At 70.2% G+C, this 13,306-nt stretch carries 12 protein-coding genes, 1 other RNA gene and 1 pseudogene; 8 read left to right on the plus strand and 6 right to left on the minus strand.

What is annotated here, in order from left to right:
- Positions 1 to 77 precede the first annotated feature (77 nt).
- The 4 genes and pseudogenes from ACI379_RS06135 to ACI379_RS06150 all read left to right on the plus strand — a co-directional run.
- Positions 78 to 473, plus strand: a complete 396-nt coding sequence (locus tag ACI379_RS06135) for a winged helix-turn-helix transcriptional regulator (RefSeq protein ID WP_439791192.1) — start codon at positions 78 to 80, stop codon at positions 471 to 473.
- Positions 474 to 616: 143 nt separating this feature from the next.
- Positions 617 to 1,015 (plus strand): hypothetical protein, encoded by a 399-nt coding sequence (locus ACI379_RS06140; protein ID WP_439791193.1) that lies wholly within the window; start codon positions 617 to 619, stop codon positions 1,013 to 1,015.
- A gap of 248 nt (positions 1,016 to 1,263) precedes the next feature.
- Positions 1,264 to 1,674: a hypothetical protein gene (locus ACI379_RS06145; RefSeq protein ID WP_439791194.1), complete on the plus strand. Its 411-nt coding sequence runs from the start codon at positions 1,264 to 1,266 to the stop codon at positions 1,672 to 1,674.
- Positions 1,675 to 2,039: 365 nt separating this feature from the next.
- Positions 2,040 to 2,402, plus strand: a pseudogene (locus tag ACI379_RS06150) (NAD(P)-dependent oxidoreductase); the annotation flags it as partial.
- Between the two features lie 40 nt (positions 2,403 to 2,442).
- On the opposite strand, the gene ACI379_RS06155 reads toward ACI379_RS06150, so the two are convergent.
- The 3 genes from ACI379_RS06155 to rnpB form a co-directional block, all read right to left on the minus strand.
- The gene (locus tag ACI379_RS06155) at positions 2,443 to 3,207 is read right to left on the minus strand and encodes a hypothetical protein (protein WP_439791203.1); all 765 of its coding nucleotides are present in this window, start codon (positions 3,205 to 3,207) and stop codon (positions 2,443 to 2,445) included.
- Between the two features lie 233 nt (positions 3,208 to 3,440).
- On the minus strand, positions 3,441 to 5,144 hold the full coding sequence (locus ACI379_RS06160; RefSeq protein ID WP_439791195.1) for a CHAP domain-containing protein: 1,704 nt from the start codon (positions 5,142 to 5,144) through the stop codon (positions 3,441 to 3,443).
- A gap of 309 nt (positions 5,145 to 5,453) precedes the next feature.
- Positions 5,454 to 5,825: RNase P RNA component class A (rnpB, locus tag ACI379_RS06165), an RNA gene on the minus strand.
- Positions 5,826 to 5,985: 160 nt separating this feature from the next.
- Between rnpB and ACI379_RS06170 the strand changes: the two genes are divergently transcribed.
- The gene (locus tag ACI379_RS06170; RefSeq protein WP_439791196.1) at positions 5,986 to 7,497 is read left to right on the plus strand and encodes a S8 family peptidase; all 1,512 of its coding nucleotides are present in this window, start codon (positions 5,986 to 5,988) and stop codon (positions 7,495 to 7,497) included.
- Between the two features lie 146 nt (positions 7,498 to 7,643).
- A complete protein-coding gene (locus ACI379_RS06175) occupies positions 7,644 to 7,856 on the plus strand; it encodes a hypothetical protein (RefSeq protein ID WP_439791197.1) in 213 nt (70 codons plus the stop codon).
- 74 nt (positions 7,857 to 7,930) lie between these two features.
- On the opposite strand, the gene map is transcribed toward ACI379_RS06175, so the two are convergent.
- The gene (gene map, locus ACI379_RS06180) at positions 7,931 to 8,779 is read right to left on the minus strand and encodes a type I methionyl aminopeptidase (protein ID WP_439791198.1); all 849 of its coding nucleotides are present in this window, start codon (positions 8,777 to 8,779) and stop codon (positions 7,931 to 7,933) included.
- 24 nt (positions 8,780 to 8,803) lie between these two features.
- Between map and ACI379_RS06185 the strand changes: the two genes are divergently transcribed.
- On the plus strand, positions 8,804 to 9,028 hold the full coding sequence (locus tag ACI379_RS06185; protein WP_439791199.1) for a hypothetical protein: 225 nt from the start codon (positions 8,804 to 8,806) through the stop codon (positions 9,026 to 9,028).
- A gap of 44 nt (positions 9,029 to 9,072) precedes the next feature.
- Here ACI379_RS06185 and ACI379_RS06190 read toward each other — a convergent pair whose 3' ends face one another.
- Together ACI379_RS06190 and panB are read right to left on the minus strand one after the other, a co-directional pair.
- Positions 9,073 to 10,254 (minus strand): PQQ-dependent sugar dehydrogenase, encoded by a 1,182-nt coding sequence (locus tag ACI379_RS06190; protein WP_439791200.1) that lies wholly within the window; start codon positions 10,252 to 10,254, stop codon positions 9,073 to 9,075.
- A gap of 30 nt (positions 10,255 to 10,284) precedes the next feature.
- Positions 10,285 to 11,139, minus strand: coding sequence for a 3-methyl-2-oxobutanoate hydroxymethyltransferase (gene panB, locus ACI379_RS06195; RefSeq protein ID WP_439791201.1), 855 nt, complete (start codon positions 11,137 to 11,139; stop codon positions 10,285 to 10,287).
- A 192-nt stretch (positions 11,140 to 11,331) separates the two neighbouring features.
- Here panB and ACI379_RS06200 point away from each other — a divergent pair.
- Positions 11,332 to 13,306: NAD(+) synthase (locus ACI379_RS06200; RefSeq protein ID WP_439791202.1), on the plus strand; the 1,975-nt coding region annotated here is incomplete at its 3' end.

Genomic DNA, 13,306 nt, shown 5'->3' on the forward strand with positions numbered 1-13,306 from the left:
GGCGCCGGTGAGTGAGTCGAGGTCGAGCACGTCGGCTGCGAAGCCCTTCGCGGTGCCGTGGTTCGGTGGAGGTAACCGTGCAGGTCAGCGCAGTGCAGGACGCCATCTGTGGTGAAGGTGGCGCCCGAGCCCGGGAGGTCCTCGACCTGGTTTCGGACAAGTGGTCCCTGTACGTCGTCGCCGCACTGGGTGACGGGCCACTGCGGTTCAACGAGGCCAGGCGCGTGGTGACAGGGATCAGCCAGCGCATGCTGACCGTCACCCTGCGACGTCTGGAACGCGACGGACTGGTCGTACGGACGGTCGTTCCGACCGTGCCCCCGCAGGTCTCGTACGCGCTGAGCGACACCGGGCACGGCCTGCGGGATGCGGTCGCACCGCTGATCGCGTGGGCGTTCTCGACCGCGGACGAGATCGCTGCGGCCCGTCAGGCGTACGACGACCGGGAGACCGGCCCCGACTCGGGCCGGTAGGCCCCGGTTGGCCCTCGGCGCTGGCGAGAAGTTGGACGATCTGAGTCCGTACGACTGCGGGGTGGGCTTGAATCAGCGCACCGCGCTGGGGGACCCGAGCGCGGGAGACCGGCGGCACACGACGATTCGACGCAGGAGGGCACATGAGCGCTGACTCCATGTGGCTCGCGGTGAAGGTGGCCCTGGTGGTCGTTCCGGCACTTCTCCTTCTGGGGATCTGGAGGACGGAGGCCAGCGCGAGGCTGAAGGCGGCCACCTTTGGCCTGGTGCTGCTCCTCACGGTGGGCTTCCTGTGGTTCGCCATCGCCCCTCCCTCGGTGGATGGCGGACCGTGCGACTCCTCTGCCATCGATGCCGCCACGATGCCGGATGAACGTCTCGACGACGGATCCGTTCTGGATCTCTCCGACTGTCGGCGGGCAGGGCGGGTGGTCCTCGTGAGGGCCTTCGCCGTGTACGGGGTGGGAGCGCTTGTCCTCTTCTTCGGCTTTCGCAGGCTGGCCCGGCGAACGGCACCGCGTGATGTGACCCGACACGGCTGAGAATCACCCCACCTCGGCATTGCTCGACGTCGTCGGAGGGTGCGCCGCAGGACGTGCTGCGGTGCGGTTGCTCCCGCGACCGGACCGCAGCACGTCCGGGGGGCCCGGGCTCGGCCCCGTGAGCTCGCCTGTGCATCGGCTGGGACGGGCGGGCGCGGCTGCGCCGGACGAGATCGCTGATTTCGCCTTCGCGGAGACCCGGACTCGGGGAGGATGACGGCGCCCATCCGCCTCACGAGAGTCCCGGGATGCTCAAGCTCATCAAGCGGACGATTCTGCTCCTTCTGGTCGCCGTGTTCGCGGTGTGCGCGTACGTCGTGTGGGCCGGACTCACGGATCGAGAAGTGCCTGGCCCGATCGAGGACGCCCTGGGCGGTGGGCACGAGGTGGTGGGGACCGACTCGCACTTCAGGGACCTCAAGGTCACCGAGGACGATGGCGGCAACCTCGACGGGACCATCGTGGTCGAGAACACGACTGACACGTACCAGGATGTCCGGCTGACCGTGGAGCTCTTCAACGGTGACCAGAACGTCGGGACCCTCAGGGGGAACGTCAAGCTCAAGCCGGGGAAGGCGTCAGCGGTGGACCTCTTCTCGACGGACGACTACGTCAGGTGGTCCGACGCGCACGTGGATCTCATGAGGTCCGTCGGGTAGGTCGTGAGTGGGGCAGCCCGCGGCGGTCCAAGCCGGGTCCCCTCCGGGATGCGTTTTCGCAGGTCAGAGGGGGTGTAAGGAGTGGGTCGGCCTGTAGGCCGGGTTCCCCCTTCGCGGTGCACGAGTTCGTCGGCCCTGCGACGCAGCCGTCAAGGCGACGTACCCGAAGCACGAGGAGGTCATGATGCGCACGGGAGCGGCCGAAGCCTGGCGACCTCCCATGGCCCTCGCCGGGCGCCAGCACGACGTCGAGCCCGGCGGCATGGCCTTCGCCGGCAGTCAGGACGAGATCGCCGAACGCATCCTCGGTCTGCACCAGCTCATGGGGCACGGGACAATCGGGCCGGCTTCTCATCGAGCAGGCGGTGGCGGCGGGCCACGAGGTCACCGCCTACGCGCGCACACCGTCGAAGCTCCCGACGCACCCTCAGGTCCGTGCGATCACGGGCACGCTCGACGAGCCTGACCTGATCGGCCCGAGCACGCAGCGCTCCGACGCACTCAACCTCGTTCCGGGCGACGAACACATCATTGCGGCCATGCAGAGGCACGGAGTACGGCGACTCGTCGTGATGGGGACCGCCGCGATCGCTGGCGAGGCCGACGGCAGGAACCTCAAGATTGCCACGACCCTGACGCTGCTGCGCCTGGTCCAGAGGTCGACGTACGACGCGATCCGTGCCGTGGGCGACCTCGTTCGGGCCTCAGGCCTCGAGTGGACCATCGTGCGACTGCCGTTCCTGACCGACGGCCCCCGGACGACGACCGTCAACGCGGGTCCTCCGGGCAAACGAGATCCTTTGAGCCTGACGGCAGCCACCACGACGAGCACCTGCCCGCCCAGGTGGCCGGGGTCCGGGCAGGGGCATGGGTCCAGCGTGCGTGTGAGGCCGCTGCTGCCGCGAGCAGGCAGAGGCCGGCGGTCGCGGTGAGGGCGCCGTTGTACGCCTCCCACCAGGGCCGGGCGTCGTACGAGCCCACCGCGTAGGTGAAGGCCGCCACGATCGGTGTCGCCAGTGCGAGCGGGACCAGGGCGGCGCGCGCGAGTCCCCGCGGGCGGCGTGTGTCCAGGGTGCCGTCGGGGAGGGCGCTGGGGAGTGCGAGGAGTATCAGGAACGCCGGGGCAACCAGTGCCCAGATCCACACCGCGGCGATGCCGGAGACGGGATCCACGGGGCTTCCCGCGAGCCCCGAGCGGAGCGTGGCTGCGCCGACGTCCGTGGTCGCAGCGGCCAGGACGATCCCGGCTGCGGTAGCGAGTCTCCCCGCCCCACCCCGCAACAGCGTCCAGGGCAGCACGAGGTACGCCACGGCGAGCACGAGGAGCGACCAGCCTGCCAGCTGCGCCGCACCACCCAGTGGTTGCCACGGGTCAGATGGCAGCAGGAAGTCGTACCGGTGGTCCTGGCGCAGTTCACACTGCGGGGTGCTCGTCGGTTCGCCCCAGGGGCAAGGGGCAGCCCACCGCTGCGCCGACGCAGCGATCATCAGGGACCCGGACAAGCCGAGCAGCAACCCCACTACGAGCCTCACGGTCCGCAGTCTGTTGGCCCCGGCGGGCTGCTGGGAAGGCTGCGCGGTGCTGGTCCAGTCCGGGCGACGAGAGACGGGATCCGCGAGTCAGGTCACCGCAGCGCGCACCAGCCGGTCGCGGGCGTGGACGTACTTGAGGAGCAGCCGACGCGCTTGGGGCGTGTCACTGACGGCGAGGTCGGGGATGCCCAACTGGGTAGAGCGCCGGCGCCGGGCAGTCGGACCCTTCAGTGTCATCGGCGCCGTACGCACCGGGAGGCGGACCACGGGCCGGTCATTCCGGCGAGGTTGTGGGCTCGCACGGAGAGGCAGACCCGAGCCTTGCGCGCGATCCCGCGCATGGTCACCTGCGTTGCGGAAATGCCCTGCCAGTCCTTCGGGCGGGTCCAGCGTCGTCCCGCGTGTCGCCACCGGACGTCGTAGCCGACGGTGCGGCTCGACGTCACGAGTGCAGGCCAGGTGACGCTGAGTCGGGACTTTCGCAACGCGCGGGGAAGCGCGTGCAGCGTCGCAACGGGTCGAGACGACGCCAGGTGGTGCCAGGGGGCGCCGCGTCCGGCGTTGTCGATCGTGATGCCGTCGACGGTGATGCCGCCGGTGGCGAAGCTGGGCCGTGCGATTCCACCAGTCACCGTGAACGCCTGTGCTCGGTCGTGGGGGCGGAGGACGGTACCGTCGGCCGGCACTGCCCGGAGGTGGGACCATGCGCCGGTCCCGCCGGCACTGTCGACGGCCTCTTGGGAGACGGAGGTGACGGCGGGCTTCGTGGCGAGCGTGTTCCAGTAGGACGGTGTCACGTAGAGCGGCGCGCCACCGGCGACACGGTAGATCTCGCCGCGCGCGTGGGATGAGAGGAAGGTGCCGTCGGCTGGCACTGCCCGCAGGTGTGACCACGCTCCTGTGCCTCCGGCCCGGTCCACGGCCTCCTGTGAGATGCGGACGGGGTTCGGCTTGGACGAGATCGAGGCCCAGAACGAGGGTGTGACGTACACGGGGGCACCGCCCGCAACGCGGTAGATCTCGCCTCGCTCGTGCGATACGACGAAGGTGCCGTCGGCGGGTACTGAGCGGACGCGATTGCCCACGGTGATGGTGGGGTTGTCCAGCGATGCCTGGTCGACGTCGACCCAGGCCGGCTTGGGGCTCAGAGTTGCCCAGAAGTTCGTCGACACGTAGGTGGGCGCGCCGCCCGCGAATCGGTAGATCTCGCCACGTTGGACGCCGCGGACGAAGGTCCCGTCGGCGGGATGTGGCCGAAGCGCGGCGAACTGGGCGTCGCTCAGCGGGGTGGTGGGCTGGGCACCGCCGTAGATGTTCCATGTGGTCACGTAGATCGGAGCCCCGCCCGCGATCCGATACACGCGTCCGCCGTTGCTGACGAAGCTTCCATCGGACACGGTGGACCCGCCGCCCGGCAGGCTCTTGGGCCGGAGATAACCCAGAAGATGGGTCTTGCCGATGTCCTTGATGGTGGTGGCGCCAGGATTCTGGGTGAGAGTTGAGAGAGCCGAGCCCTTGTCGGTGAGGACGATCGCGACGTGACCGTAGCCACCGCTGCCGGCCATGTTTCCCGACCACACGGCCACGTCTCCCTTCCGCGCGGTCGCGGAGGCAGACACCTTCGTGTAGAGGTTGGCGATCTGGGCGTTCGAGGTGGACCACAGGTCCTTGGCGCCGCCGGAGATGTCCATGCGGACGTAGCTGCCGCCCATCACCTCACTGTGGAACTTGTTGAAGAGATCCGTGCACTGGTACGGCTGCTCGGCCGGGAACCCGTCCACGTCGACGTACCTGCCGTTGTAGGCCGCGACGAACTCGTCGACGGTCTTCGCCGCAGCGTGCGCAGGCGTTGACCCGAGGAACGCGATCAGACCTGCCACCATGGCCAGGACCACTCCGTGTACGAGTCTTCTGCTGACTGCCGCCGCCTTGCTCATGGACTTACCCCCTGTGTTGAGCCGACTGCACGGTAGGGCCCCGAGTGGGGGCAGGTGCCACTGTTTCGGGGACGCGATTCCCTGTAACAAGCCTCCAAGGAGCGTTTGCCGACGCGACCCGGGTTTCCCGGAACGGGCGGCCGAGCCGGAGCAGCTGGGCGTGAATCGGCGCGTTCCCTGCCGCCGGAGGCCAGCATGCCCACGATCCACCCGCGAGGCCGTCGACGAGGTGCTGCTCGGAAGGCTTGGGGACTCTGTGGGGACTGCGGACCCTTCCTGACTGCGTTTCCGCAGGTCGGGGGCCGCATGTGAGTGGGTCGGCCTGTAGGCCGGGTTCTGTCCCGCCTGGGGCGGGGGCGACCATCCATCTCGGGTGGCCATTGCTGACCACCTCCAGCGATCTACCCGCGTGCTCGGGCGGGCCGCCCTCGAACGCACGCTGTCTGATCTTGCTCCGGGTGGGGTTTGCCTAGCTGCTCCGGTCTCCCGGCGCACTGGTGGGCTCTTACCCCACCGTTTCACCCTTGCCCGACCTCACCGGGGTGAGGCCTGGCGGTCTGTTCTCTGTGGCACTTTCCCGCGGGTTGCCCCGGGTGGCCGTTGGCCACCACCCTGCCCTGTGGAGCCCGGACCTTCCTCGGCTCCCCGCGAACGGGGAGACGCGGCCGCCCGGCCGACCCACTCGGCGACCAGTGTAGGGGAGCGGGGCGCCGCAGCAGCCACGGGTACGACCCGCCGTTGGCCGCCATTGACGCGGCACGTCGACCGGTGGTGAGGTCGAGGGGCTGCCTGTGCGGCACCACGCACGACAGCTCGGGATGTTCGTGACAAGGAGACCCACATGAAGAATGTCCGTTCCCGCACCGCAGTGCTCGCCGCATCGGCGGCCCTGCTGGTCGGATCAGCCCTCGCGCCCACCAGCGCCCTGGCCCACATGCCCGCGGCCGAACCGCCGTCCACCCCCGTACCGATCGCGACCCCGCAGGGGCAGCTGAGCTCGTACGTGGTGAACGTCAGGAAGGTCAACGAGGGACAGATCGCCAAGGCAGAGCGTGCCGTGCGCGCCGCCGGCGGCACCGTCGTCGCCTCCTGGCACAAGATCGGCGTCATCGTCGTCCACTCCCGTGAGGCCGACTTCCGTACCGAGGTCGTACGCAAGGCCCGTGGGGCGGTGCAATCGGTCGGCGCGACCCGGACCACCGCCGTCACCGAGGGCACGCCCGGCGACGCCTCGCAGCCGACCGCCAAGGCCCGCGGCCGCGCCGGCATCACCCGCGGCGAGTTCGCCAACACCGTGGCCGCCGACGTCGTCCCCGACCCGCGCGAGGGCGAGCAGTGGGACAACCAGATGATCAAGGCCGACGCCGCGCACAACGTCTCCGACGGTTCCCGCGAGGTCGTCGTCGGCGTCCTCGACAGCGGCATCGACGCCGACCACCCGGACCTCGTCGCCAACATCGACACCTCGCTGTCGGTGAACTGCTCCGACGCGGGCGCGCTCGACCGCTCCGCGACCGGCTGGCAGCCCACCACCTCCGACCACGGCACCCACGTCGCGGGCACCATCGCCGCGGCACGCAACGGTGTCGGCATCGTCGGCGTCGCCCCCGGCGTACGCCTCGCCTCGGTCAAGGTCGTCAACGACGACGGGTACATCTACCCGGAGTACGCCGTGTGCGGCTTCATGTGGGCCGGCCTGAAGGGCATGGACGTCACCAACAACAGCTACTACGTCGACCCGTTCATGTACTGGTGCTCCGACCAGCCCGACCAGAAGGCCGCCAAGGAGGCCGTCGCCCGCGCCGTCGCGTGGTCGACGAAGAAGGGCACCGTGCACGCCGCCGCCGCCGGCAACGCCGCCACCGACCTGGCGACCAACACCAGCGACGACTCCAGCCCCAACGACTCCACCGCCGTCGAGCGCACCATCAACTCCGGCTGCCTCGACATCCCCGCCGAGCTTCCGGGCGTCGTGACGGTCTCCTCGTTCGCCCGCGTGGGCACCACGCTCGACTCCGAGCTGTCGTACTTCTCCAACCGTGGCCTCGGCGTCATCGACGTCGGCGCCCCCGGGTCGCGGATCCTCTCCACGATCGTCAACGGCAACGGGTACGGCCTCAAGTCGGGCACCTCGATGGCCTCGCCGCACGCGGCCGGGGTGCTCGCCCTGATGGTCTCCAAGCACCCGACCTGGAAGCCGGCCAGGCTCGTGGCCGCGCTGCGTTCCCAGGCCGACGACAAGGCGTGCGCTCCGGCCCAGTACGAGGAGGGCGCCGTCTGCGTGGGCACCGACGCCGACAACTCGTACGCCGGTGAGGGCATGATCGACGCCCTGGACGCCGTCACCCGCTGAGGCCGCGTCCTCACCGCGCCGACCGACGGAGGAAACCTCGCCCGAGGTGCCCCAGAGCACCTCAGGGGCGACCTTCCTCCGTCGGTCGGCCGCGAGTTCGCCGTGCGTCGGCGCCGCGTTCATCGTCCACGTGGCAGGATCGGCGCATGGCACAGTACGCGCACGCAGAGATCCGGATCAGCAGCGACGAGACCGACGTCGAGCTGGGCTTCTACAACTACGCCGGAGCGGACAGCTTCGACCCGGGCGAGTCCTGGGAGGACCTGCTCTCCAACCTCGGCCGCCTCGGCTTCGAGATGGTCACCGCGGTCCCCGACGACGAGGCCACCACCTACTGGTTCAAGTCGCAGGTCGGCTGAGCCCAGCACCTCCGTACGACGACGGCGCCGCACCCACCCGGGTGCGGCGCCGTCGTCGTACGGAGAACTGTCCCTCAGGGGTGTGTGAGCACCTCGGCGCCGGTCGGCGTGACCACCAGGGTGTGCTCGAACTGGGCCGAACGTCGGCGGTCCTTGGTGACCACGGTCCAGCCGTCGTCCCACATGTCGTAGTCGTGGGTGCCGAGGTTGAGCATCGGCTCGATGGTGAACGTCATCCCGACCTGGATCTCGTCGTCGAAGCGCGGGTCGTCGTAGTGGGGGATGACCAGCCCGGAGTGGAACGACGTGCTGATCCCGTGGCCCGTGAAGTCGCGGACCACGCCGTAGCCGAAGCGCCGGGCGTACGACTCGATGACGCGGCCGATGATGCTGACCTTGCGGCCCGGCTTGACCGCCTTGATGCCGCGGTCCAGGGCCTCCTTGGTGCGCTCCACCAGCAGGCGGGTCTCCTCGTCGACGTCACCGGCCAGGAACGTCGCGTTCGTGTCGCCGTGCACGCCGTCGAGGTACGCGGTGATGTCGATGTTCACGATGTCGCCGTCCTCGACGACGGTCGAGTCCGGGATCCCGTGGCAGATCACCTCGTTGACGCTGGAGCACAGCGACTTCGGGAAGCCGCGGTAGCCCAGCGTCGAGGGGTACGCGCCGTGGTCGCAGAGGAACTCGTGACCGATCCGGTCGAGCTCGTCGGTGGTCACGCCCGGCACCACGTGCTCACCCACCAGCTCGCGCGCCTGCGCGGCCAGCCGGCTGGCCACGCGCATCTTGGCGATCGTCTCCTCGTCGCTGACGTAGCTGCCGGTGAACGGCGTCGGCGCGGGCTTGTCCACGTACTCGGGACGAACGATGTGCGCCGGGACGGCGCGTCGGGGGGAGATGGTGCCGGGGGCTACAGGACTCACGTCGGCGAGTGTAGTTTCAGGAACATGAACGGTGAGGATCCGCAGTACTGGTACTGCCTGGTGCACAAGACCGTCGAACCCCGGGAAGGCTGCAAGAACGCCGACCGCCTCGGGCCCTACGCCACCGAGGGCGAGGCCGCCCGCGCCCTGGAGCGCGTCGCCGAGCGCAACGAGGCGTGGGACAACGACCCGGCCTGGAACGACGACGAGGACGACGACTACGCCGAGGACGACAACGGCGCCGTCTGAGACCCGGCGGCGGCCTCAGCGGCCGCCGGGCCCCAGCACCCGCGTCAGCGGACCGGGCTGATCCGCAGCACCTTGTCGCGCCGCCCGTTGTCGGTGGTCACCAGCAGGTCGCCCTTGCGGTTGCTGGTGACCGAGCGGAGCCGGCCGTGCGTCTGAAGGTTGCGCGGCTCGTACATCCGCACGAACCTTCCCCGGTCGTCGAACTTCATGAAGACCAGCTTCTCGCCGGCCAGGGTGGCCACCGCGAGGGTTCCGTTGAGGTCGCCCCACTGCGAGCCCCGCACCCAGGCGGCGCCGGACGTCGCGATGGTCGGGTCGCCCGACGACCAGCGTGCGTCGATCTGCTCGCCCGGGAGGCTGTGGTCGGTCATCGGCACGTCGTCGTCGTAGCCGGGGCCGGGGTTCCAGCCGTAGTCGCCACCCGCCTTGAGCAGGTTGACCTCGTCGTCGCGGTCCGTGCCGTGCTCCACCGACCACATCTCGCCCCCGGGTCGCCGCGCCAGACCCTGCACGTTGCGGTGGCCGTAGGTGTAGATGTAGCGCCGCTTCACCGAGGCGGCCCGGGGCCACGGGTTGTGCGGGGACGGCTTGCCCGCCGCCGTCATGCGCAGGACCTTGCCGCCCAGGGAGTGCAGGTTGCGCGCCACGTCGTACGTCGCCGCGTCGCCGGTGCCGACCCAGATGTCGCCCGACTTGCTGTCGATCTTGACCCGGCAGCCCCCGTGGCGGCCGCTGTCGATCGGGATGCCCCCCAGCACCTTGCCCTTGTCGACCGCGCGCTTGCCGTCCGCGGACAGCCGCCAGCGGCGTACCTGGATCTCGTGGCCGTCGGAGGTCTCCCAGCCCGAGCAGGTCAGGAACGTGCGGTGCTTGGTGCCCGGCACGACCGCGAGCGACATCAGCCCGGTCTCACCCGACACCCACACCTTGCTCGAGGGGAACCGGACCGGGGTGGCCCGCCCGCGCGCGACGATGCTGATGGTGGCGCTGTCGCGCTCGGAGACCAGGAGTCGGCCCGGCTGGAGCAGGGCGACGTCCCACACGTGCTCGAGGCCGCTCACGACCGTGCTCACTGAGATGTCGGGGACGGCTCGGGCCGCCGTGGGAGAAGCAGGCGCCGCGGCCCGGTCCGGTGCGGCGTGCACCGGACCGAGCGCGAGCGCCGGAAGAAGGAGGCCCGCCGTCACGGCGGCGAGCGGAACAGTGACCCCACGAGATACGCGCATGCGCTCCACGCTAGGCCAATCGGGGGCCGATCAGAAGGTGTGCTCTGGACCGGGGAAACTGCCTGACTTCACGTCGGCGGCGTACGCCTGGGCTGCGTCGAGGAGCACCTGGTGCAGGTCGGCGTACTGCTTGACGAAGCGCGGCATCCTGCCCGTACGCAGGCCGAAGGCGTCCTGCCAGACCAGCACCTGGCCGTCGGTGCCGTTGCCGCCGCCGATGCCGATGGTGGGGATCTCCAGCTCCGCGGAGATCCGTGCGGCCACGTCGCCGGGGACCATCTCCATGACGACCGCGAAGGCGCCTGCCTCCTGCACCGCGTGCGCGTCGCGCACGACACGCTCGGCCGCGTCGCCCTTGCCCTGGATGCGGTAGCCGCCCAGGGTGTGCTCGGACTGCGGGGTGAAACCGATGTGGGCGACCACAGGGATGCCGCCCTGGACGCACTTGGTGATGACCGGGGCCATCTCCGCGCCGCCCTCGAGCTTCACGCAGTGCGCGCCCGCCTCCTTCATGAAGCGGACCGCGGTCAGGTACCCCTGCTCCGGCGAGGCCTGGTACGACCCGAACGGGAGGTCGGCGACCACCATCGCGCGCTTGGCGCTGCGGGCGACCGCGCGGGTCAGCGGGATCAGCTCGTCGACCGTGACCGGCAGCGAGGTCTCGTTGCCGAAGACGTTGTTGGACGCCGAGTCGCCGACGAGCAGCATGTCGATGCCGGCCTCGTCGAACGTGGCCGCGGTGTACATGTCGTACGCGGTGAGCATCGTGATCTTCTCGCCGCGCTCCTTCATCTCGCGCAGGTGGTGCGTGCGCACCTTGCGGACCGGGGCCGCGGCAGCCGGCGCGGCCGGGCCACTGCCGTACGGGGCGGGGACTTCGCTCATGGTGACTCCTGACAGACATCTCGCGGCTCCCTGATGGAGTCCACGGACCACTCGAAATGCTAGTCGTGCGAGTGTTCGCTGGCTCTGTGTGACCCGTCACGTCCCGACGATGGGCGGCGCAGTCCCTAGACTCGCCGCGTGGACTTCTACTCGGCCTACGCCCAGGGCTTCGCCCGTGTCGCCGCGATCACGATGCCCGTGACCCTGGCCGACCCCGCCGCCAACGCCGAGGCCGTCGTGGCCCAGGCGCGCGAGTGCCACGCCGACCACGTGGCCGTCGCGGTGTTCCCCGAGCTGTGCCTGACCGGGTACTCGGTCGAGGACCTGTTCCTCCAGGACACCCTGCTGGCCGGCGTGCTGGACGCGATCGACCGCGTCGTCGCGGCCAGTCGGGTGCTCATGCCGGTCCTCGTCGTCGGCGCCCCGCTGGCGCGCGGAAACCGGCTGTACAACTGTGCCGTGGTGATCCACCGCGGCGAGGTCCTCGGGGTGGCCCCCAAGTCGTACCTGCCCAACTACCGCGAGTTCTACGAGAAGCGCTGGTTCGCCTCCGGCGACGACCTCGAGGGGGAGTGGATCTCCCTGGCCGGGCAGGAGGTGCCCTTCGGGCCCGACCTCGTCTTCTCCGCCACCGACGTCCCCGGCCTGGCCCTGCACGCGGAGGTCTGCGAGGACATGTGGGTGCCGGTGCCGCCGAGCGCCACCGCCGCGCTGGCCGGCGCGACCGTGCTGGCCAACCTCTCCGGCAGCCCCATCACCGTCGCCCGTGCCGAGGACCGCCGCCTGCTCGTACGCAGCGCCAGCGCCCGCTGCCTCGCCGCGTACGTCTACGCCGCCGCGGGCCAGGGTGAGTCGACCACCGACCTGTCGTGGGACGGCCAGACGATGGTCTACGAGGCCGGCGACCTGCTGGGGGAGTCCGAGCGGTTCCCCGACGGCCCCCGCCGCACCACCGTCGACGTCGACCTCGACCGGCTGCGCCAGGAGCGGCTGCGCCAGGGCAGCTTCGACGACAACCGGCGGGCGCTGTCCGCCGACGCCCGCACGATCGAGTTCGAGCTGCAGCCGCCGACCGGCGACATCGGCCTGCTGCGCCAGGTCGACCGCTTCCCGTTCGTCCCCGACGACCCCGCCCGCCTCGAGCTCGACTGCTACGAGGCGTACAACATCCAGGTCGCCGGCCTCGAGCGCCGCCTCGCCGCCATCGGTACGCCCAAGGCGGTGATCGGCGTCAGTGGTGGCCTCGACTCCACCCACGCGCTGATCGTGGCCTGCAAGGCGATGGACCGCCTCGGGCGCCCGCGCAGCGACGTGCTGGCGTACACGATGCCGGGGTTCGCCACCGGCGACACGTCCAAGTCGCTGGCGACGCGGCTCTCGAACGCGCTCGGCGTCACCTTCGCGGAGATCGACATCCGTGCCAGCGCCACCCAGATGCTGGCCGACATGGACCACCCGTTCGCGCGCGGCGAGAAGGTGTACGACGTCACCTTCGAGAACGTGCAGGCCGGTCTGCGCTACGACTACCTGTTCCGTCTGGCCAACCACCACGGCGGCATCGTGGTCGGCACCGGCGACCTGTCCGAGCTCGCGCTCGGCTGGTGCACCTACGGCGTGGGCGACCAGATGTCGCACTACGGCGTCAACACCGGCGTCCCCAAGACGCTCGTGCAGCACCTGATCCGCTGGGTCATCTCCCACGACCAGTTCTCCGAGGAGGTCGGCGAGATCCTCGCCGAGGTGCTCGGGCAGGAGATCACCCCGGAGCTCATCCCCACCGAGGAGGGCGTCAAGCCGCAGGCCACCGAGGACTCGGTCGGCCCGTACAACCTCCAGGACTTCACGCTCTTCCAGGTGGTGCGCCACGGCCACCGCCCGCGCAAGATCGCGTTCCTGGCCTGGCACGCGTGGAAGGACGCCGAGGCCGGAGCGTGGCCGCCCGGGTTCCCCGAGAGCGCCCACACCGCCTACGACCTGGCGACCGTACGCCGCTGGCTGGAGGTCTTCGTGAAGCGGTTCTTCGCCAACCAGTTCAAGCGGTCCGCGTTGCCCAACGGCCCGAAGGTCAGCCCCAGCGGCACGATGAGCCCGCGCGGCGACTGGCGGATGCCGTCGGACGCCAAGGGCACCGCCTGGCTGGCCGAGATCGAGCGGGACGTGCCGACCG

The sequence above is a fragment of the Nocardioides sp. genome (assembly GCF_051876515.1).
In the GTDB taxonomy this organism is placed as follows: domain Bacteria; phylum Actinomycetota; class Actinomycetes; order Propionibacteriales; family Nocardioidaceae; genus Nocardioides.